The following is a 20,332-nucleotide window of genomic DNA, read 5'->3' on the forward strand; positions in this document are numbered from 1 at the left end:
TGCCATGGACCGCCGTTCCTTGCTCTGCGTGGCCGGCGTGGCCGCAATGGCTGCCGTGTTGAGCGGTTGTGCCCAGCCTGGCGGCACGGCAATGGGTGCAAGCACGCCGTCCGCGGGCATGGGCGCGGCCACGAACGTGACCGTCTATGCCGCCGGCAGCCTGCGCGAGGCCTTCACCGAGATTGCGCGTGAGCACGAGGTGCGCACGGGCCAGAAGGTGGCATTGACCTTCGGAGCGTCCGGCCTGCTGCGCGAGCGCATCGAGTCCGGCGAGCCGGCCATGGTATTCGCCTCGGCCGATACCGAGCACCCGCAGCGCCTGGCGCGCGCGGGCGATTGGGGCGCGCCGCAGGTGTTCACGCGCAATGCCCTGTGTGCGCTGGCTGCGCCCGGCGTGCCGGTGACCACGGCCAACCTGCTGGACACGCTGCTGCGCGCCGACATGCGGCTGGGCACCTCCACGCCCCAGTCGGACCCGTCGGGCGACTATGCCTGGGAGCTGTTTCGCCGGGCAGAGCAGGTACGCCCCGGCGCCTTTGCGCGGCTGGAGGCCAAGGCGCTGCAACTGACCGGCGGGCCCACCTCGCCCAAGGCGCCACCCGGTCGCGGCACCTATGCCTGGGTCATGGCCGAGGGGCGGGCGGACGTGTTTCTGACCTACTGCACCAACGCCGTTTCTGCCCAGCGCGAAGTGCCGGCGCTGCAGGTGGTGCAGGTGCCGCCAGAGCTGCAGGTGGCTGCGGCTTATGGGCTCACGGTGCGTCGCGGTGCGCCCCAGGCCGCGCTGGACTTTGCCCAGACCCTGATGGCCGAGCCCGCGCAGCGCGTGCTGCGGCGCCTGGGATTTGCCGCGCCCTGAGCGGCGGGCGGCACGGCTTCACCATCGCGGGCGTTGAACTTGGCGATGGGTGGGCGCACCTGCGTGCCGCGGCATTTTTGGCCCAGATGACGTGTAGCGCCGTGCGTCCGCAGGAGTGATCGCCTCAGTCCACCAGCGCGACGCCCTTGACCTGCGCAAACACCTCATCGCCCACGGCCAGCGCCAGCGTGCGGCAAGAGCGCAGCGTGATGCGCGCCAGCAGCGTGGTGCCCGCCACGTCCAGCGCCACCAGCACCTGGCCGGGGCCGTCGTCGGCCAACTGCGTGATGCGCGCGGGCAGCAGGTTCAGGATGCTGCTGTCCGCCGCGCGTGTGCGCGCCAGGCTCACGTCGCGCGCCAGCACGCGCAGACGCACGCTCTCGCCCACGGCGCGCGGGCGGCCGCTGGCCAACTGAATCTGCCCGCCGTCGATGGCCACGGTCAGCAACTGGTCGTGCGCGTCGTGCGCCAGCACGCGGCCCTGCACCAGCGCCGCGGCGGCGTCGCCGTGCGCCAGGGGCAGGTCCAGCCGCGCCATCAGCTCGGCCGTGGGGCCCTGGGCCGTGACGCGGCCGGCCTGCAGCAGCACCAAGTGGGAGGCCAGCCGGGCCACCTCGTCGCTCGAGTGGCTCACGTAGAGCACGGGAATGTCCAGGCTGCGCTGCAGGCGCTCCAGGTAGGGCATGACCTCGGCCTTGCGCGCGGCGTCCAGTGCAGCCAGGGGCTCGTCCATCAGCAGCACGCGCGGGCTGGTGGCGAGAGCCCGCGCAATCGCCACGCGCTGGCGCTCGCCGCCCGAGAGGGTGTGGGGCATGCGCTGCAGCAACGCGCCCAGGCCCAGCAGTTCCACCGCCTGCTCCAGCGACACGCGGCGGCGTGCGGGCGTCTGGCGGCGCAGGCCGTATTCCATGTTGCGGCGCACGTCCAGGTGCGCGAACAGGCTGGCCTCCTGGAACACATAGCCCAGCGCGCGCTGGTGCGTGGGGCGCCACTGGCCGGTGGCGTCGTCCTGCCAGACTTCGCCGTTGACCTGCACGCTGCCGCGCGCGCGGTCCAGCCCCGCCAGCGCGCGCAAGCAGGTGGTCTTGCCGCAGCCCGAGGGGCCGAACAGCGCCGTCACGCCATGGCCCGGCAGCGCCAGCTGCACGTCCAGCGTGAAGTCCGGCCGCGCCAAAGACAGCCGGGCGTGAATGCCGTTCATTGCGCCCGTCATCGCCCCCCCCTGGGCTGCAGCCAGTGCAGCAGCATGAGCACGATGAACGAGAACGCTACCATGCCGCCGGCGAGCCAGTGCGCCTGGGCGTACTCCAGGGCTTCCACATGGTCGTAGATCTGCACCGACACCACGCGCGTCACCCCGGGGATGTTGCCGCCCAGCATGAGCACCACGCCGAATTCGCCCACCGTGTGCGCAAAGCTCAGGATGGCGGCCGTCACGAAACCGGGGCGCGCCAAGGGCAGGGCGACACTGAAGAACCGATCCAGCGGGCTGGCGCCCAGCGTGGCCGCCACCTCCAACGGCCGGCGGCCCAGCGCTTCGAAGGCGCGCTGCAGCGGCTGCACGGCGAACGGCAGCGAATACACGAGGGAGCCGACGACCAGCCCCGGGAAGGTGAACGGCAGCCGTCCCAGGCCCAGCGCCTCGGTCAGCTGCCCGATGGCGCCGCCTGGCCCCATGCTCACCAGCAGATAGAAGCCGATCACCGTGGGCGGCAGTACCAGCGGCAGCGCCACCACGGCCCCCACGGGGCCGCGCCAGCGCGAGCGCGTGTGGGCCAGCCACCAGGCCAGCGGTGTGCACAGCACCAGCAGCAGCACGGTGGTGACGCTGGCCAGCTGCAGCGTGAGCCAGATGGCGGCCCAGTCGTCAGGGCCGATCAGGGGTGTGTTCAATGCTATGAAAACAAGAGCTGTTGGCGCTTGATTTATCTGGTTTGTCAGTCGGATTGGCTGGGAAACGCCCCGCCATCATGCGCAAGGCGCTTCAAAAATCATAGCCGTAGGCACGGATGACGGCGCGCGCTTTCTCGCCGCGCAGGTACTGCATGAGCGCGTCGGCCGCGGGGTTGCCCTGGCCCCGCTGGAGCACGATGGCGTCCTGGCGGATCGGTGCGTGCATGGTGGCGGGCACGACCCAGGCCGAGCCTTCGCGCAACTGGCCGTTCTCCATCACCTGCGAGAGCGCCACGAAGCCCAGTGGCGCGTTGCCCGATGCGGAGAACTGGTAGGTCTGGCCGATGTTCTCGCCCGTGACCACGCGTGGCTGCACCTGCGCCGCAAGGCCCAGCTTGTCCAGCGTCTGCATCGCGGCCAGGCCGTAGGGCGCCAGCTTGGGGTTGGCGATGGCGATGTGCTTCCAGTCGCCGGTGCGCAGCACCTGGCCTTCGGCATCCACATAGCCGGGCTGCTTGCTCCACAGCACCAGCCGGCCGATGGCGTAGGTGAAGCGCGTGGCGCCGTTACCCAGGCCCTCGCGGGCGATCTTCTGCGGCGTGGCGTCGTCGGCCGCCAGCAGCACCCCGAACGGTGCGCCGTTGGCGATTTGCGCGTAGAACTTGCCCGTGGCGCCAAAAGACAGCACGGCCTTGTGGCCCGTGTCCTGCTCGAACTGCGCGGCGATCCGTTGCATGGGCGCGGTGAAGTTGGCGGCCACGGCCACCGATACCTCACCCGCGTGCGCTGACGGCAGCAGGGCAGCGGCAGCCAGAGCGGACCACAGGATGGAGCGGACAGGGAAACCGGACATGAGAGGACCTCGTTATTCCATTTGTGAATAGCGGGAAGTATAGCTACCCACCCGCGCATGCCGTTTGCCGTTTGCCGTTTGCAACATGCCGCGTGCGCCCCAAGCGCCTTGTCGCCCGCGCGCGCAAGGCGGCATGATCGCGCCCATGCAGCATTCCGTATCGTTCCTCGACGCCCTCGGCCATGGCATGGCCGACAAGCGCATCGACATCCTGCGCCAGATCGGGCAGGGCGGCTCCATCTCCCAGGCGGCGCGTGCCGTGGGCGTCAGCTACAAGGCCGCGTGGCAGGCGCTGGATACGCTGACCAACCTGGCCGGCGCACCGTTGGTGGAGCGCGTGGTGGGCGGCGTGGGCGGCGGCGGCGCGCGCCTCACGCCCGCGGGGCGGCAGTTGCTGGAGGCGGCCGATGTGATGCGGCAGGTGCGTGCCACGGTGCTGGCTGGGGTGGGCGAGGGCGGCGGCGCACAGGCGGTCGCCGCGCGGCTGGCGGTGCGCACCAGCATGCGCAACCAATGGCCCTGCATCGTGCAAGGCATGCAGTCGTGTGGGCAGATCGTGCGCGTGCATCTGCGTGGGGCGGGCGACGCGGCGCAGCTGCAGGTGTTTTCGCGCATCACGCGCGAGAGCGCCGAGCTGCTGGGCCTGCGCCCGGGCGTGCCCGTGCAGGCGCTGTGCAAGGCCACGGCCGTGCGGGTGCTGGCTGCGGCACGCGCGCCTGCGCTGGGTGCCGCCAATCAGTGGGCCGCGCGGGCCGCGCGCGTGTCGCGCGGCGAGTTGGGGGACGAGGTCGCGGCGCAGTTGGAGGCGGGCATGCAGATGGTGGGATTCGCTGACGCGGGATCGGGGCTGCGCGTGCGCTCGCGTGTCGTCATGGTGGCCGAGGAGTCAGCCATCGTGATCGCCGCCGAGAACGCATGAATGACCCGCAAGGCCCCGTGTTGGCCGGGGGCATGAAGCGTTCCTACGTAGGCGTTTATACATAGGCATTTCTCCCAGTTATGGCGCACGGGGTCGCACTTTAGGATGCGGTGCAACATAAACATGGAGACGGTCTGTGTCGCGCACGCCGCGCGGCACGTGCCTGATGACAATGAGCGACGTCATACTGCAAACATCCCGCCTCACCAAGGAATTCAAGGGCTTCACCGCGGTCAGCGATGTGAATCTGAGCGTGCGCCGCGGGTCCATCCACGCATTGATCGGCCCCAACGGCGCAGGCAAGACCACCTGCTTCAACCTGCTGACCAAGTTCCTGGAGCCCACGTCGGGCACCATCCATTTCAACGGCCACGACATCACGCGTGAGCATCCGGCGCAGATCGCGCGGCGCGGCGTGATTCGCTCGTTCCAGATCTCGGCGGTGTTCCCTCACCTCACGCTGATGGAGAACGTGCGCCTGGGCCTGCAGCGCAAGCTGGGCACGAGCTATCACTTCTGGCGCAGCGAGCGCAGCCTCAGCCAGCTCAACGACCGTGCGGTGCAACTGCTGACCGAGGTCGGCCTGCAGGAGCTGGCCGACGAGGTCACGGTGAACCTGCCCTATGGCCGCAAGCGTGCGCTGGAGATCGCCACCACGCTGGCCATGGAGCCCGAACTGATGCTGCTGGACGAGCCCACGCAGGGCATGGGGCACGAGGACGTGGACCGCGTCACGCAGCTCATCAAGAAGGTGTCCGCGGGCCGCACCATCCTCATGGTGGAGCACAACATGAAGGTCATCTCGACCATCGCCGACCGCATCACGGTGCTGCAGCGCGGCGCCGTCCTGGCCGAAGGGCCCTACGAAGAAGTCTCAAAGAATCCGCAAGTCATGGAAGCGTACATGGGCACGACCGACGGCCAACTGCAGGGGGCGCACTGACATGGCCGGCACCCCCGCACTGGAAATCCGCAATCTCGAAGCCTGGTACGGCGAGTCGCACGTGCTGCACGGCGTGGACATGGTTGTGCAGCCCGGCGAAGTGGTCACGCTGCTGGGACGCAACGGCGCGGGCCGCACCTCCACCATGCGCGCCATCATGGGCCTGACCGGCGCACGCAAGGGCTCGGTGAAGATCCACGGCGTGGAGACCATCCACCTGCCCACGCACCGCATCGCGCACCTGGGCCTGGGCTACTGCCCCGAAGAGCGCGGCATCTTCTCCAGCCTGTCGTGCGAGGAGAACCTGATGCTGCCGCCCGTGCTCAAGACGGGCTCGCAGGGCATGTCGATCGACGAGATCTACGCCATGTTCCCCAACCTGGCCGAGCGCAAGAACAGCCAGGGCACGCGCCTGTCGGGTGGTGAGCAGCAGATGCTGGCCGTGGCCCGCATCCTGCGCACCGGCGCCAAGCTGCTGCTGCTGGACGAAATTTCCGAAGGCCTGGCGCCCGTGATCGTGCAGGCGCTGGCACGCATGATCACCACGCTGCGCGAGAAGGGCTACACGGTGGTGATGGTGGAGCAGAACTTCCGCTTCGCCGCGCCGCTGGCCGACCGCTTCTACGTCATGGAGCACGGCCAGATCGCCCTGCAGTTTGGCGCCGACGAGCTGGAGGCCAAGATGCCCGTGCTCAACCAGTTGCTGGGCGTCTGACCGACCCCTTTCCCATTCGTTTCGCACCCACCAAGGAGACAACAATGCAAAAGACACTCAAGACACTGGTCGCAGTGATGGGGGCCGCCGGCCTGGCGGTATCCGCCATGCAGGCCCATGCGCAGGACAAGGTGAAGATCGGCTTCATCACCGACATGTCCAGCCTCTACGCCGACGTGGAAGGCAAAAACGGTGCTCTGGCCATCCAGATGGCCATCGACGACTTCGGCGGCAAGGTGCTGGGCAAACCCATCGAACTGCTCTCCGCCGACCACCAGAACAAGGCCGACATCGCTGCCAGCAAGGCACGTGAGTGGATCGACACGCAGAACCTGACGATGCTGTTCGGTGGCACCAACTCCGGCACTGCCCTGGCCATGGCCAAGGTGGCCGAAGAGAAGAAGCGCGTGTACTTCAACAGCGGCGCCGGTTCCTCCGCGCTGACCAACGACCAGTGCACGCCCTACACCGTGCACTACGCCTACGACACCGTGGCCCTGGCCAAGGGCACGGGCGGCGCCGTGGTGAAGCAGGGCGGCAAGGACTGGTTCTTCCTGACGGCCGACTACGCCTTCGGCCAGGCGCTGGAGAACGACACCGCCAAGGTGGTCAAGGAAAACGGCGGCCGCGTGGTAGGCAACGTGAAGCACCCGCTGAACGCGTCCGACTTCTCCTCCTTCCTGCTGCAGGCACAAAACTCCAAGGCGCAGATCCTGGGCCTGGCCAATGCCGGCGGCGACACCATCAACGCCATCAAGGCGGCCAAGGAATTCGGCATCAACAAGAACATGAAGCTGGCCGGCCTGCTGGTGTTCCTGACCGACATCCACAGCCTGGGCCTGCGCAACACCGAAGGCCTGCTGCTGACCACCAGCTGGGACTGGAACCTGAACGACAAGACGCGCGAGTTCGGCAAGAAGTTCTTCGCCAAGACCAAGCGCATGCCCACGGACATCCACGCGGCCGACTACTCCGCCACCATGAACTACCTGAAGGCCGTGCAGGCCGCCGGCACCACCGATGCCGACAAGGTCATGGAGAAGCTCAAGTCCACGCCGATCGACGACTTCTACGCCAAGGGCACGATCCGCGCCGACGGTCGCTTCGTGCACGACATGTACCTCATGCAGGTGAAGTCGCCCTCCGAATCCAAGGAACCCTGGGACTACTACAAGGTCGTGGCCAAGCTGCCCGGCGACCAGGTGTTCACCACCAAGGCCGAGAGCAAGTGCGCCCTGTGGAAGTGAGTTGAGCCACGGCCCCGGGCACTGCCCGGGACCGCGCGCGTCGACGTTGCAAACCAAAGCATGAAAGACAAAGGAGACACCACATGAAGCGAAGCTCACGACATTGGCGTTCGTGCTCGGGGCCGCAGGGCTCATGGCGTCGACCGCGCACGCGCAGGACAAGGTCAAGATCGGTTTCATCACCGACATGTCCAGCCTCTACGCCGACGTGGAAGGCAAGAACGGTGGCGTGGCCATCCAGATGGCTATCGACGACTTCGGCGGCAAGGTGCTGGGCAAACCCATCGAGCTGCTGACGGCCGACCACCAGAACAAGGCCGACATCGCCGCCAGCAAGGCGCGCGAGTGGATCGACACGCAGGGCCTGACCATGATCTTCAGCGGCACCAACTCCGGCACTGCGCTGGCGCTGGCCAAGATCGCCGAAGAGAAAAAGCGCGTGATGATCAACAACGGCGCGGCGTCCTCTGCGCTGACCAACGACCAGTGCACGCCCTATACCGTGCACTACGCCTACGACACCGTGGCCTTGGCCAAGGGCACGGGCGGTGCCATCGTCGATGGCGGCGGCAAAAGCTGGTTCTTTCTGACGGCGGACTATGCCTTCGGCCATGCGCTGGAAGCCGACACCTCCAAGGTCGTGAAGGACAAGGGCGGCACGGTGGTGGGCGCGGTGCGCCACCCGCTGAATGCGTCCGACTTCTCGTCCTTCCTGCTGCAGGCGCAGAACTCCAAGGCGCAGATCCTGGGCCTGGCCAATGCCGGCGGCGACACCATCAACTCGATCAAGGCGGCCAAGGAATTCGGCATCGGTAACAGCATGAAGCTGGCCGGCCTGCTGATCTTCTTCAGCGACGTGCACAGCCTGGGCCTGCGCAACACCGAAGGCCTGCAGTTCACCACCAGCTGGTACTGGGACCTGAACGACGAGACGCGCAAGTTCGCCGACAAGTTCATGGCCAAGACCAAGCGCCGCCCCACCGAGATCCAGGCTGCCGACTACTCGGCCACGATGAACTACCTGAAGGCCGTCGAGGCCGCCAAGACCACCGACGCCGACAAGGTGATGGAGGCCTGGCGCGCCATGAAGATGAACGACTTCTTCGGTTCCGGCTACCTGCGTGCCGACGGCCGCTACGTGCACGACATGTACCTCATGCAGGTGAAGTCGCCGTCCGAGTCCAAGGGCACCTGGGACTACTACAAGCTCATCAAGAAACTGCCGGGTGAACAGGTGTTCACCACCAAGGCCGAGAGCAAGTGCGCCCTCTGGAAGTGATCGCGCTGCTCTCCTGATCCGACTCCCCTACATCAGCGTTCAGTTCCCATGGAAATTTTTGGTGTTTCATTGCCGGCCATGCTGAGTCAGCTCCTCCTGGGGCTGGTCAATGGCTCGTTCTACGCGATCCTCAGTTTGGGGCTGGCCGTCATCTTCGGCCTGCTCAACGTGATCAACTTCGCGCACGGTGCGCTGTTCATGCTGGGGGCGCTGATCACCTGGATGGCCATGAACTATTTCGGCGTCAACTACTGGGTGATGCTGATCTGTGCTCCGCTGATCGTAGGGGTGATCGGTGTGGTGATCGAGCGGCTCCTGCTGCGCTGGATCTACAAGCTCGACCACCTGTACGGCCTGCTGCTCACGCTGGGCCTCACGCTGATGATCGAGGGCGTGTTCCGCTCGATCTACGGCGTCTCCGGCCTGGGCTACGACACGCCCGAGCTGCTGGAGGGCGCGACCAACCTGGGCTTCATGATCCTGCCCAACTACCGCGCCTGGGTGGTGGTGGCCTCGATCGTGGTGTGCATCGCCACCTGGTACGTGATCGAGAAGACCAAGCTAGGCGCCTACCTGCGCGCCGGCACCGAGAACCCCCGCCTGGTGGAAGCCTTCGGCGTCAACGTGCCCGTCATGGTGACGCTGACCTACGCCTTCGGCGCGGCGCTCGCGGCCTTTGCCGGTGTGCTGGCGGCGCCCGTGTACCAGGTCACGCCGCTGATGGGCCAGAACCTCATCATCGTCGTGTTCGCGGTGGTGGTGATCGGCGGCATGGGCTCCATCATGGGCTCCATCCTCACCGGCCTGGGCCTGGGCGTGATCGAGGGCTTCACCAAGGTGTTCTACCCCGAAGCCTCGTCCACCGTCGTGTTCGTCATCATGGCCATCGTCCTGCTCATCCGCCCCGCCGGCCTGTTCGGCAAAGAGAAGTAAGCCAACGGGGTGAACCACATGAACGTCAATAAATTCGCTCCCATTGGCTACGGCCTGCTGCTGCTCGGCCTGATCGTCGCGCCCTTCCTTGGCGCCTACCCGGTGTTCGTGATGAAGCTGCTGTGCTTCGCGCTGTTCGCCTCGGCCTTCAACCTGCTGCTGGGCTACACGGGCCTGCTGTCCTTCGGCCACGCGGCCTTCCTGGGCGGCGCGGCCTACGTGACGGGCCATGCCGTGAAGGTGTGGGGCGCCACGCCCGAGCTCGGCCTGCTGGCCGGCCTGCTGGCCGGTGCGCTGCTGGGGTTGGTGATGGGCTTCTTCGCCATTCGCCGCCAGGGCATCTACGCCACCATGATCACGCTGGCGCTGGCACAGATGCTGTTCTTCGCGGCGCTGCAGGCGCCCTTCACGGGCGGCGAGGACGGCCTGCAGGGCGTGCCGCGCGGCAAGCTGTTCGGCGTGCTCGATCTGTCCAGCGACCTGACCATGTACTACGTGTGCCTGATCGTGGTGGTGGTGGCCTTCCTGCTGATCGTGCGCACCATCCACTCGCCGTTCGGGCAGGTGCTCAAGGGCATCAAGGAAAACGAGCCGCGCGCCATCTCGCTGGGCTACGACACCAACCGCTTCAAGCTGCTGGCCTTCGTGATCTCGGCCGCCATTGCGGGCCTGGCCGGCGCGCTCAAGACGCTGGTGCTGGGCTTCGCCACGCTGTCCGACGTGCACTGGAGCGCCTCCGGCCACGTGGTGCTGATGACGCTGGTGGGTGGCCTGGGCACGCTGAGCGGCCCGCTGGTGGGCTCGGCCGTGGTGGTGCTGCTGGAGAACAAGATCGGCGAGCTGGGCACGCTGCTCGCGCAGCTCACGACCATCGACTGGTTCAACACCCTGGGCGAGTCGGTGACCATCGTCACGGGCCTGATCTTCGTGGTCTGCGTGCTGGCCTTCCGCCGCGGCATCATGGGCGAGATCATCGCCTGGCTGGAGCGCCGCCGCACGGGGGGCAGCGGCAGCCACTGACGCCCTCGTCACCGCATGCCGGCTGGGCCAAGCCCCCAGGCCGGCGGCACCCTCGGCCATGCGCGGCAACCGCCTTGCATGGCCGCTTTGTTTTTGATAGCTGGAGGCGCTTGTTGTGTCTATGTTTTAGATACAAACCGGTTGAAACTGCCCAAAAGCAAAGCGCTGGCAGCTATCACATGCATAGCGACAGGCCGCGCTGTCAGCCCAGCCGCAGGCGCTGCGCATAGCCCGTCATCTCCAGATAGCCGCGCCCCACCTCGGGGCCAGCTGGTTCGCCCGCATCGCCCCGCGCCCGTGCTGCATGCAGCGTGCACAGCCCTTCCCAGTAGATCGCGCCGGTGGAGCCGCGGCTGTCCAGCTCCTGCGCGTCCAGCAGCGCACGCACGATGAAGCCGCCCGCGGGCGTGTCCACGCGCCACTGCACCGGGTAGCGCGCGCCGCTGGCCGGGCTGTGCCAGTGGCGCAGCGGGGAGAACACCACGGCCTCGGATGCGAACACCTGCGCGGCGTCCGCTCCTGCGGGCCGCCAGGAACCCCCGGTCCAGAGCGTGCTGCCGTCGGCGCGCCGCAGGCGGAACGCGGTGAGTGCGGCGCCGTCGTGCAGGTTCATGCCGATCCAGTCCCAGCCCACGGCCTCGGGGTGCATCAGCGCCTCGCTCCACTCATGGTCCATCCAGGCGCGGTTGGCGGGCGCGGCCAGTGGTTGCACCGGCATGCGCCGGCCCGCGAGGGTGATAGCGCCCGTCACGGCCAACTGGGGCTGGCTGTAGTAGTAGCTGGCCTGCGCCGCGTCGGGCCCCTTGCGCGACAGGCCGGCCTGGCCCTGCAGTAGCACGGGCTGGGTGCTGGCGCAGTCCAGCTCCAGCGCAAATCCTTCTGCCTGCGCGCGCACTTCGTAGCGGCTGCCGCCCGGTGCGTTGCTGGCATGGCGCGTGAGCGACCAGTCGCGCAGGCGCACCTGCGTGTCGCCCTCCAGCGCCTCGGCAATGCCGAAGCCCGCGCGGGCAATGCGCTGGTCGTGCAATTGGCGACGGCCTTGCACGTCGGTCAGCGCCGCGTGCGCAAACACGAGCTGGCGCGCGGCGAAGGCGGACTGCATGCCCTGCGTGGCATCCACGCGCGTGCGAAAGAAGGTGATCTGAAAGCCCCACTGCCGCTCGTCGGCCTGCGCATGGCCGGTGATGTACCACCACTCGGTGCGCAGATCGGGGTGGCTGCCGTGGTCGCGCGGGAAGGCCAGCGTGCGCGGCGCCAGGGCCCAGGCGGGAGCAGCCCAGCCGCAGGCAGCACTGCCCAGCGCGCCCTGGGCCGCGAATGCCAGCAGCGCGCGGCGCCCGATCATCAGGCCAGCAGCGCCTGCAGCCGCGCGTGCGCGGCCGCGCAGTCGCCCAGGCAGCGCTGCACCCAGGCGTCGTCGTGATAGGTGGGCAGGTAGCGCTCGCCCGCGTCGCACAGCAGCGAGAGGATCGACCCCTGCTGCCCCTGCGTGCGCATCTCCTGCGCCAGCCGCAGCATGGCGACGAAGTTGGTGCCCGTGGATGGGCCGACGCGCCGCCCCAGCAGGGTGGACAGCGCGCGCATGGCGGCGACGGAGTCGTCGTCGGCCACTTCTTCCATGCGGTCCACCAGCGTGCGGAGGAAGCTGGGCTCCACGCGCGGGCGGCCAATGCCTTCGATGCGCGAGCCCGGCGCGGTGAGCGTGGCGTCGCCCGTGCGGTGGTAGGCGCTGAACACCGAGCCCGCCGGGTCGGCCACGCAGACCTGCGTGGCGTGGCGCTGGTAGCGCACGTAGCGGCCGATGGTTGCGCTGGTGCCGCCCGTGCCCGCACCCACCACGATCCAGCGCGGCACCGGGTGGCGCTCGCGCTCCATCTGGGTGAACATGCTCTCGGCGATGTTGTTGTTGCCGCGCCAGTCGGTGGCGCGCTCGGCGTAGGTGAACTGGTCCATGTAGTGGCCGCCGGTGTCGGCGGCGATGGCGCGCGCCGCGTCGTACACGTCGCCCGCACGCTCCACGAAGTGGCAGCGTCCGCCGTAGAACTCGATCAGCGCGATCTTCTCGGCCGAGGTGCTGCGCGGCATCACCGCCACGAAGGGCAGGCCCAGCAACCGCGCGAAATACGCCTCGCTCACGGCGGTGGAGCCGCTCGATGCCTCCACGATGGTGGAACCCTCGCGCACCCAGCCATTGCATAGCGCATACAGGAACAGCGAGCGCGCCAACCGGTGCTTGAGGCTGCCCGTGGGGTGGGTGGATTCGTCCTTCAAATACAGGTCGATGCCGGCGCTGGCGAACGCGGGCAGCGGCAGCGGGATCAGGTGGGTGTCGGCGCTGCGCTGGTAGTCGGCCTCGATGCGAGCGATGGCCTCGTGCAGCCAGCCGCTGCCGGCCGCCGGGGCGGAAAGAGAGGAGGGGGACAACATGGCCCGCATTGTCGGCGACTACCAGTCTTCCTTGACGGCCATCACCGCGTCGCGCCCCGCGGCCAGGCGACCAGCCAGCCAGGCGGTCAGCGTGCCTACCGCCACCACGGCCAGGGCCAACGCGCCCAGTCGCGGCCAGGGAACGGCCAGGTCCATGGTCCAGTGAAAGCTCTGCGGGTTCACCACATGCACCAGCACCGCCGCCACGGCCAGGCCCAGCAGCGTGCCGGCCACCGCGCCCACGGCCGTCCAGGCCGCGCCCTCGCCGGCGACCACCGCCAGGATCTGCCGCCGCGTGAGCCCCAGGTGGGCTAGCAGCCCGAACTCCTTGCGCCGCGCCAGCACCTGCGCGCTGAAGCTGGCCGCCACGCCGAACAGCCCGATGCCGATGGCCACCGCCTGCAGCCAGTAGGTGACGGCGAAGCTGCGGTCGAAGATCGCAAGCGACCGTGCGCGGATCGCATCGGCCGAGGTGAATTCCAGTGCATCCGCCGCCGAGGCGCCCAGACTCTCGCGGGCCTGCTCCAGCACCTCGCTGCGCAGCGCGCCGGCCTCGCGGCCCGGCATGGGCCACAGCGCCAGGTCGCTGGCGCGCGCGTCACCCGTCAGGCGCGCGAAGTCCTGCAGGTCCAGCGCGATGGCGCCGTGCTGGCGCACATAGTCGCGCCACACACCAGCTACGAAAAATATAGCTGCTGACGCTTTTCCAGACTGCGCTGCAGGCCTGAAAACTTCTGAAAGCCGCGGCCAGTCCGCGCCTGGGCGGGCGCCGTACAGGTCCACCACCGCCTCGCTCACGTACACGCCGACGCGCCCTGGCGGCACGGGGCGCGCAGGGTCCACCAGTGGCAGAGCGCGGGCCGGATCGCCCTCCAGCGGCCGGGCCAGCAGCGCGACGGGGGCGCGGTCGGGTGCCAGTTGCAGGCTGCTGGTGCGCAGCGCCTGCACGCGCGCCACGGCGGGCAGGCGCGCCACGGCATTGACGAAATCCGGGGGAAACACCGCGGCCTCGTCGCCGCTGGCGCCGCCGGCCGCGCGCAGGTACAGCGGCGCGGGCAGCACGCTGTCCAGCCACTGGCTGACCGAGCCGCGAAAGCTGCCTACCATCACCGTCAGCGCCACGGCCAGGCTCAGCGCCGCCACCACGCCGCCCACGGCCACGGCGGCGCTGGCGCGCATGCGGCGGGCGCGTTCCAGCGCCAGCAGGGCCAGGGCATGGCCCGCCGCCAGCGGCTGCAGCCGCGCCAGCAGCGCCTGCACCAGCCAGGGCAGCAGGGCAATGCCGCCGATCAGCAGCAGGCCCACCGCCACGTAGGCCGCCAGCGGTATGCCAAAAATGGGCGGAAGCTTTGCCAGCAAAGCGCTAGCAGCTATCAAAACAAGACCGATCCAGGCGCGCGCGCCGCGCCCGGCCTGCGCACCCAGGCCCTTGAGGGTCTGCGCTGGCGGCAAGTGCTGTGCATGGCGCGCGGGCCACCAACCCCCGATCAGCGCGGCCGCTACGCCCAGCAGGCCGTAGAGGAGCGCCGCCGGTGTACTCCACTGCAACGCAGGCTGTGCACCGGTGAAGTAGCCGCCGCCCAGGTCGCCACCCAGCAGGGTGAGCGCCAGCGCCGCCAGCGCCGTGCCCAGGGCGATGCCGGCCACGCTGCCGATGAGGCCCAGCGCGCAGGACTCCAGCAGCACCAGCGCCTGGCGCTCGCGCGGCGTGGTGCCCAGCACGGCCAGCAGCGCGAACTGCGGCGCGCGCTGCGCCACGCTGAGCGCCAGCACCGAATACACCAGGAAGCCCCCGGTGAACAGCGCCACCAGCGCCAGCACCGTGAGGTTGACGCGGTACGCGCGCGAGAGGCTGTCCACGCGCTGCACATCGTCCTGCGGCGCGGCGAACTGCACGCCCGCCGGCCAGCCGGGCAGGGCGGCCAGCGCCTGCTGCACGCTGGCGGGCGTGCTGCCGGGCTGCAGTCGCAGGTCGATGCGGGTGAGTTGCCCCGCGCGGCCGAACAGATCCTGCGCGGCGCCGATGTCCATCACCGCCAGGGGCGCGCCGCCCGCGGCCACCGTGCCGGCCACCCGTACCGGGTGTGCCGCCAAGCCCGCCTGCAGCGTGATGGCGGGGGTCTGTGCGTCGATGGTGCCCAGGCCCAACGCCTGCTGCGCCGCCGGGTTGAGGAACACGGTGGCGGGCGCCAGCATGGCCAGGCGGTCGGCCCCGTCGTAGGCACGCGGCGCCAGGGCCGGCGCCATGGCGGGCAGCAGCAGCGCATCGGCGCCCAGCACGCGCAGCGCCACGGGTGTCTGGCCGCGGGTCGCGGACGCCCGTACCGGCACTTCCAGCCACGGGCTGGCCAGGCGCACCTGCGGCTGGCGGGCAACCTCGCCATAGAGCGATTCGGGCAGCGCGCCGCGCGTGGCGCGCAGTTCCAGGTCGGGCTGGCCGTTGACCGCGCGCACGGCCTGGGCGAATTCGTCCAGCGCCGACGCATTGATCACATGCACTGCGAACCCCAGTGCCACGCCCAGCATGACGGCGGCCACGGCGGCCGCGCTGCGCCAGGGGTGGTGGCGCAGCGCACGCCAGGAGAAGGTGCGCAGCAGGGCGGTCAGCATGCCGCGATTGTGCGGCCCGCGGCGCGTGGAGTTGCGCTGCATCAAATTCAAACGTGCGGGGGTTCTTGAACCGCGGCGCGACAGCGCCTATATAGCCTGAAGACGGCGGGGCCGACCCGCCGGACGGATGGCCCGTGCGGGCCGCTTCACCTTGTTCTCGAAAGAAGGAGTTTCATCATGAATTCACTGGTCACCCGTGGCAGCTTGTTTGACGATTTCTTCAAGGACTTTGCGCCGGGCTTCTATGTCCGCCCGTTGCACGGCGATGGGCTGCCCACGCCGTCGCAGATCAAGATCGACGTGAAGGAGGACGACGCCGCCTACACCGTGCATGCCGAGGTGCCCGGCGTACCCAAGGAGGACATCCATATCTCCATTGATGGCAACGTGGTCAGCCTGCGCGCCGAGGTGCGCCAGCACGACGAGAAGAAAGAAGGCGAGAAGGTGCTGCGCAGCGAGCGCTACTTTGGCTCGGTGGCGCGCAGCTTCCAACTGCCCGTGGATGTGGACGCCGCCCAGTGCAAGGCCAAGTACGACAACGGCGTGCTCACGCTCACGCTGGCCAAGAAGCAGGGCAACAAGACCCAGCGCTTGACGATCGACTAAATCGCTTGCGCCGGGCGGATACCCTGCGCCGTGAGGCGCAGCACCCGGTCCGCCCGCGCCGCGGCGGCCTGCGAATGGGTCACCAGCACCAGCGCGGCGCCGTGCTCGCGGGTCTGGGCGATGAGCAGATCCATGACCAGCGCCGCCGTAGTGGGGTCCAGATTGCCCGTGGGCTCGTCGGCCAGCAGCAGGGCGGGGCGGTGCACCAGCGCGCGGGCAATGGCCACGCGCTGCAACTGCCCCCCGCTGAGCTGCTGCGGCAGCCGCTCGCCCAGGCCTTCCAGGCCAACGGCGGCCAGCATCTGCTGCACGCGCCGCGCATCGGGGCGGTTGAGCAGCATCAGCGGCAGGCCCACGTTCTGTGCCACGTCCAGATGCGGCAGCACATGGAAGGCCTGGAACACGAAGCCCACATGGGCGCGGCGCCACAGGGCGCGCTGCGTGTCGTCCAACTGCCCCAGATCCACGCCCTCGTGCAGCACCTGACCGGCATCCCAATGGTCCAGCCCCGCCAGGCAGTTGAGCAGCGTGGACTTGCCCACGCCCGAGTCGCCAACGATGGCGACGAACTCCCCGCGCTGCACCTGCAGATCCACGCCCTCGAACACCGCCTGCCCGCCGTAGCGCTTGGCAAGGCCGCGCACCTGCAGCAGGGACGTGGGTTGGGGCCTCATGCGCCGCCACCCCACACGCGCGCGCGCACGGCCTGCACCAGTTGCGCAGTGGCGTCGGGCGCGTCGCAGGCGATCGAATGGCGCTCGGGCATGCTGCGCAGCCAGGTGATCTGGCGCTTGGCCAACTGGCGCGTGGCGGCAATGCCGCGCTCCGGCAGGCTGCTCATCGGGTAGAGGCCGTCCAGTGACTCCCACGCCTGGCGGTAGCCCACGCAGCGCATGCTGGGCAGCTCGGCGTCCAGGTCGCCGCGCGCACGCAGGCGCAGGACTTCGTCCAGAAAGCCGGCGGCCAGCATGGCGTGAAAGCGCTCGGCAATGCGCCCATGCAGCCAGGCGCGGTCGTGTGGTTCCAAGGAAAAAAGGCTTGCAGCGCTCATCGGGCGGCCGCTGGCAGCTACGGTTTTGGTCGTGTGAAAGCTCGACAGCGGCCGGCCCGAGACATGCCACACCTCCAGTGCGCGCTGGATGCGCTGGCTGTCGCCGGGTGCCAGGCGCGCGGCGGTCGGCGGGTCCACGCGCGCCAGTTCGGCATGCATGCCGCTCCAGCCGATGGCGGCCGCCTGGGCCTCCAGGCGCGCGCGCACGGCGGCGTCGGCGGGCGGCATGTCGTCGATGCCGTCAAACAGCGCCTTGAAATACAGCATGGTGCCGCCCACCAGCAGCGGTAGCGCGCCGCGCGCGCGGATCTCGCCGATCAGGCGCGTGGCGTCCTGCACGAACTCGGCCGCGCTGTAGGCCTGCAGCGGGTCGCGGATGTCGATCAGGTGGTGCGGCACGCGGGCCTGCTCGGCGGGCGTGGGCTTGGCGGTGCCGATGTCCATGCCGCGGTACACCAGGGCCGAGTCCACGCTGACGATCTCCACCGGCAGGCGGGGCGCGAGCGCGTCGGCAATGGCAAACGCCGCTGCCGTCTTGCCCGAGGCCGTGGGCCCGGCCAGTGCGAGCGCGGGAATGTGGTCAGCGGGCATGGGCAACCTCCTGCGGGGCATGGCGCTGCACCAGCGTCCAGGCAATGGCGGCCAGCAGCAGCGACCACAGGGCCACGCCTTGCACCAGCGGCCACACGCTGCCGTCCAGCGCCCCGCCCAGCCACTGGCCGATGGCGAAGCCCGCCAGCATCATCATGAAACCATTGAGCGCCGAGGCCATGCCCGCCGCCTGCGGGAACGGGCCCACCGCGCCCGACTGCCCGCAGGGCTGGTGGATGCCGTGGCCCACCATGTAGAGGTAGAACGGCGGCAGCAGCGCGGCCACGCTATGCCAGCCCAGCGCGGCGGCCAGCAGCATCAGCAGGCCGCCGCTGGCCGACAGCGCGCCGGCGATGGCGACCGTGCGCTTGAGGCCCTGGCGCGCCAGCAGCCGCCGGCACAGCAGCGTGCCCAGCAGGTACGCCACGGCCGTGGACAGCAGCGCCAGCCCGTACTGCGTGCGCGAAATGCCCAGCACGTCGAGATAGACAAAGGACGAAGCAGCCAGGAAGGTGAACAGCCCGCCATAGCTGGCCGTGGTGAGCAGCGAGAACGCCCAGAACGTGGGCGTGCGCAATATCTGCGCCGCGGTGCCTGCCAGCATGGCGGGGCGCAGCGCGTGCGGGTTGCGCTGGTGCAGCGTCTCGGGCATGCGCAGCGCGACCAGCGCCAGCGTGCCCATGGCGTAGCCGGTGAGCGCCAGCAAGGCCGCGCGCCAGTTGAACCATTCGGTCAGCAACCCGCCCAGCGGCGCGCACAGGCAGGCCACAAGCCCCAAGCCCGTCAGCGCCTTGGACATGGCGCGTGCGCCCGCCAGCGGCGTGTACAGGTCGCGCACGATGGCGCGCGCGCACATCACCACGGCGCCCATGGCGACGCCCTGGGCCGTGCGCCAGGCGATGAGCACCGCCATGGACGGCGCCAGCGCCGCGCCCACCGCCGCCAGCGTGTACATCGCCAGCCCGGTGAGCAGCACCGGCCGGCGGCCGAATCGGTCGGACAGCGGCCCCCATGCCAGTTGCGAGCAGCCAAAGGCCAGCAGCAGCGCGGACAGCGTGAGTTGGCCTGCGGCCACGGGTGCGTTCAGGCTGCGCGTGAGCGCGGGCAGGGCGGGCAGGTACAGATCGGTGGTGACGGGCTGGATGCTCAGCAGCAGGGCCAGCACCAGGATGGCCAGGCCGGGAGGCACAGGCACGGGTACCGGAGGCGCCTGCTGCGGGCCGATGGCGGCGGACGGGACGGACATGATGCGCGCGAGGGTAGCAGAGTCGATGGCGCGGCAGACCCAAGGCCCCGCACCCCCGCCGGGGCTTGCAGCGGTGCGCAGGGCAGGCCCAACGCATTTGGACGAAAATGGCCTGTACCGCCCTATAGACAAGCGCGAGCAGCTATGAAAAACATAGTCCACTGCACGCATTCAGCTTCGAGCAACGCCGTGACCTCCACCACCCGCATTCCCTTGCTTATCCTCAACGGCATGACGCCGCAGCACCTGGACCAGATCGGCCAGCGTTTTGACGTCTGCTATGCCCCCACGCCCGACGCGCGCGCCCAGGCCATCGCACAGCAGGGCGCGCGCTTCAGGGCGGTGCTGACCATCGGCGCCGTCGGTCTCACGGCGCAGGAGATCGCCGCCATGCCCGCGCTGGAGCTGGTGTGTGCCCTCGGCGCGGGCTACGAGAACGTGGCGCTGGACGCCGCCCGCGCGCGCGGCATTGCGCTGGCCAACGGCGCGGGCACCAACGACGACTGCGTGGCCGACCATGCGTTCGGGCTGCTGATTGCCATCGTGCGCGGCATGCGCACCCTGGACCAGCAGTGCCGCGCGGGCGTGTGGCGCGATGCGATCGGCCTGCCGCCCAATGTCTCGCGCAAGCGGCTGGGCATCTTCGGGCTGGGCACCATCGGCCACAAGATCGCGCGCCGTGCCGCAGGCTTTGACATGGAGATCGGCTACCACAACCGCAGCCCGCGCGCGGAGGTGCCGCACCGCTACTTCCCCAGCCTGCAGGAGCTGGCCGCCTGGTGCGACGTGCTGGTGTGCGCCACGCCGGGCGGGGCGTCCACGCGCCACCGCGTCAATGCCGAGGTGCTGCAGGCGCTGGGCCCGCAGGGCTACCTGGTGAACATCGCGCGCGGCAGCGTGGTGGACACGCAGGCCCTGGCGGCTGCGCTGCGCGAGCGCCGCATTGCCGGCGCGGGGCTGGATGTGTACGAGAGCGAGCCCGCGCCGCCGCAGGAGCTGGTGGGCCTGGACAACGTGCTGCTCACCCCGCACGTGGCCGGGTGGTCGCCCGAGGCCGTGCAGGCCAGCGTGGACCGCTTCCTGGCCAACGCCGAGGGCCACTTTGCGGGCCGCGGCGTGGTCTCGCCGATCTGACCGCGG

19 protein-coding genes are annotated in these 20,332 nt (G+C 69.4%); 10 read left to right on the top strand and 9 right to left on the bottom strand.

All coding sequences use genetic code 11. The features are described from left to right. Positions 1–4 precede the first annotated feature (4 nt). Positions 5–859, top strand: coding sequence for a molybdate ABC transporter substrate-binding protein (locus BA022_RS01380; RefSeq protein ID WP_088886328.1), 855 nt, complete (start codon positions 5–7; stop codon positions 857–859). Positions 860–983: 124 nt separating this feature from the next. Here BA022_RS01380 and modC read toward each other — a convergent pair whose 3' ends face one another. From modC to modA, 3 genes are all read right to left on the bottom strand, one after another. After that, the gene (gene modC, locus BA022_RS01385) at positions 984–2,060 is read right to left on the bottom strand and encodes a molybdenum ABC transporter ATP-binding protein (protein WP_088888481.1); all 1,077 of its coding nucleotides are present in this window, start codon (positions 2,058–2,060) and stop codon (positions 984–986) included. An 8-nt stretch (positions 2,061–2,068) separates the two neighbouring features. Then, positions 2,069–2,752: a molybdate ABC transporter permease subunit gene (modB, locus tag BA022_RS01390; RefSeq protein WP_047349501.1), complete on the bottom strand. Its 684-nt coding sequence runs from the start codon at positions 2,750–2,752 to the stop codon at positions 2,069–2,071. 91 nt (positions 2,753–2,843) lie between these two features. Next, positions 2,844–3,605: a molybdate ABC transporter substrate-binding protein gene (gene modA / locus BA022_RS01395; protein WP_088886329.1), complete on the bottom strand. Its 762-nt coding sequence runs from the start codon at positions 3,603–3,605 to the stop codon at positions 2,844–2,846. Positions 3,606–3,738: 133 nt separating this feature from the next. Here modA and BA022_RS01400 point away from each other — a divergent pair, with 133 nt between their 5' ends. The 7 genes from BA022_RS01400 (at position 3,739) to BA022_RS01430 (ending at position 10,661) form a co-directional block, all read left to right on the top strand. After that, on the top strand, positions 3,739–4,524 hold the full coding sequence (locus tag BA022_RS01400) for a TOBE domain-containing protein (protein WP_088886330.1): 786 nt from the start codon (positions 3,739–3,741) through the stop codon (positions 4,522–4,524). A 172-nt stretch (positions 4,525–4,696) separates the two neighbouring features. After that, entirely contained in the window at positions 4,697–5,467 is a 771-nt protein-coding gene (locus BA022_RS01405) for an ABC transporter ATP-binding protein (RefSeq protein WP_088888483.1), read from the top strand. A 1-nt stretch (position 5,468) separates the two neighbouring features. Continuing rightward, positions 5,469–6,182 (top strand): ABC transporter ATP-binding protein, encoded by a 714-nt coding sequence (locus BA022_RS01410; RefSeq protein ID WP_088886331.1) that lies wholly within the window; start codon positions 5,469–5,471, stop codon positions 6,180–6,182. A 44-nt stretch (positions 6,183–6,226) separates the two neighbouring features. Next, positions 6,227–7,429 carry an ABC transporter substrate-binding protein gene (locus BA022_RS01415; protein ID WP_015913847.1) on the top strand — a complete coding sequence of 401 codons (1,203 nt, stop codon included), beginning with the start codon at positions 6,227–6,229 and terminating at the stop codon, positions 7,427–7,429. Positions 7,430–7,562: 133 nt separating this feature from the next. Beyond that, positions 7,563–8,708 carry an ABC transporter substrate-binding protein gene (locus BA022_RS01420; RefSeq protein WP_088886332.1) on the top strand — a complete coding sequence of 382 codons (1,146 nt, stop codon included), beginning with the start codon at positions 7,563–7,565 and terminating at the stop codon, positions 8,706–8,708. A 48-nt stretch (positions 8,709–8,756) separates the two neighbouring features. Next, on the top strand, positions 8,757–9,641 hold the full coding sequence (locus tag BA022_RS01425; RefSeq protein ID WP_088886333.1) for a branched-chain amino acid ABC transporter permease: 885 nt from the start codon (positions 8,757–8,759) through the stop codon (positions 9,639–9,641). Positions 9,642–9,659: 18 nt separating this feature from the next. Beyond that, positions 9,660–10,661 (top strand): branched-chain amino acid ABC transporter permease, encoded by a 1,002-nt coding sequence (locus BA022_RS01430; RefSeq protein WP_088886334.1) that lies wholly within the window; start codon positions 9,660–9,662, stop codon positions 10,659–10,661. Between the two features lie 202 nt (positions 10,662–10,863). Here BA022_RS01430 and BA022_RS01435 read toward each other — a convergent pair whose 3' ends face one another. Genes BA022_RS01435 through BA022_RS01445 form a run of 3 tightly spaced genes read right to left on the bottom strand, consistent with a single transcriptional unit; the run spans position 10,864 to position 15,740 of the window. Next, a complete protein-coding gene (locus BA022_RS01435; protein ID WP_088886335.1) occupies positions 10,864–12,006 on the bottom strand; it encodes a lipocalin-like domain-containing protein in 1,143 nt (380 codons plus the stop codon). Then, the gene (locus BA022_RS01440) at positions 12,006–13,097 is read right to left on the bottom strand and encodes a PLP-dependent cysteine synthase family protein (protein WP_088886336.1); all 1,092 of its coding nucleotides are present in this window, start codon (positions 13,095–13,097) and stop codon (positions 12,006–12,008) included. Before BA022_RS01440 ends, BA022_RS01435 begins: the two co-directional genes overlap by 1 nt. Positions 13,098–13,106: 9 nt before the next feature. Beyond that, positions 13,107–15,740 (bottom strand): ABC transporter permease, encoded by a 2,634-nt coding sequence (locus BA022_RS01445; protein WP_088886337.1) that lies wholly within the window; start codon positions 15,738–15,740, stop codon positions 13,107–13,109. 135 nt (positions 15,741–15,875) lie between these two features. On the opposite strand from BA022_RS01445, the gene BA022_RS01450 reads away from it, so the two are divergent. Next, complete coding sequence (locus BA022_RS01450) at positions 15,876–16,304, top strand: Hsp20/alpha crystallin family protein (protein ID WP_015913840.1); 429 nt, start codon at positions 15,876–15,878, stop codon at positions 16,302–16,304. On the opposite strand, the gene BA022_RS01455 is transcribed toward BA022_RS01450, so the two are convergent. From BA022_RS01455 to BA022_RS01465, 3 genes are read right to left on the bottom strand one after another with little or no spacing between them, the layout of a single operon-like run. After that, positions 16,301–16,978, bottom strand: a complete 678-nt coding sequence (locus tag BA022_RS01455) for an ABC transporter ATP-binding protein (protein WP_088886338.1) — start codon at positions 16,976–16,978, stop codon at positions 16,301–16,303. The genes BA022_RS01450 and BA022_RS01455 overlap by 4 nt on opposite strands. Further along, on the bottom strand, positions 16,975–17,946 hold the full coding sequence (gene miaA / locus BA022_RS01460) for a tRNA (adenosine(37)-N6)-dimethylallyltransferase MiaA (protein ID WP_088886339.1): 972 nt from the start codon (positions 17,944–17,946) through the stop codon (positions 16,975–16,977). The genes BA022_RS01455 and miaA overlap by 4 nt, the downstream gene beginning before the upstream one ends. Further along, complete coding sequence (locus BA022_RS01465; RefSeq protein ID WP_088886340.1) at positions 17,936–19,192, bottom strand: multidrug effflux MFS transporter; 1,257 nt, start codon at positions 19,190–19,192, stop codon at positions 17,936–17,938. The genes miaA and BA022_RS01465 overlap by 11 nt, the downstream gene beginning before the upstream one ends. Positions 19,193–19,336: 144 nt before the next feature. On the opposite strand from BA022_RS01465, the gene BA022_RS01470 reads away from it, so the two are divergent. Continuing rightward, on the top strand, positions 19,337–20,326 hold the full coding sequence (locus BA022_RS01470) for a 2-hydroxyacid dehydrogenase (protein ID WP_088886341.1): 990 nt from the start codon (positions 19,337–19,339) through the stop codon (positions 20,324–20,326). Positions 20,327–20,332: the final 6 nt, after the last annotated feature.

Origin of the sequence: Diaphorobacter nitroreducens (assembly GCF_002214645.1) — a bacterium.
In the GTDB taxonomy this organism is placed as follows: Bacteria; Pseudomonadota; Gammaproteobacteria; order Burkholderiales; family Burkholderiaceae_C; genus Diaphorobacter; species Diaphorobacter nitroreducens.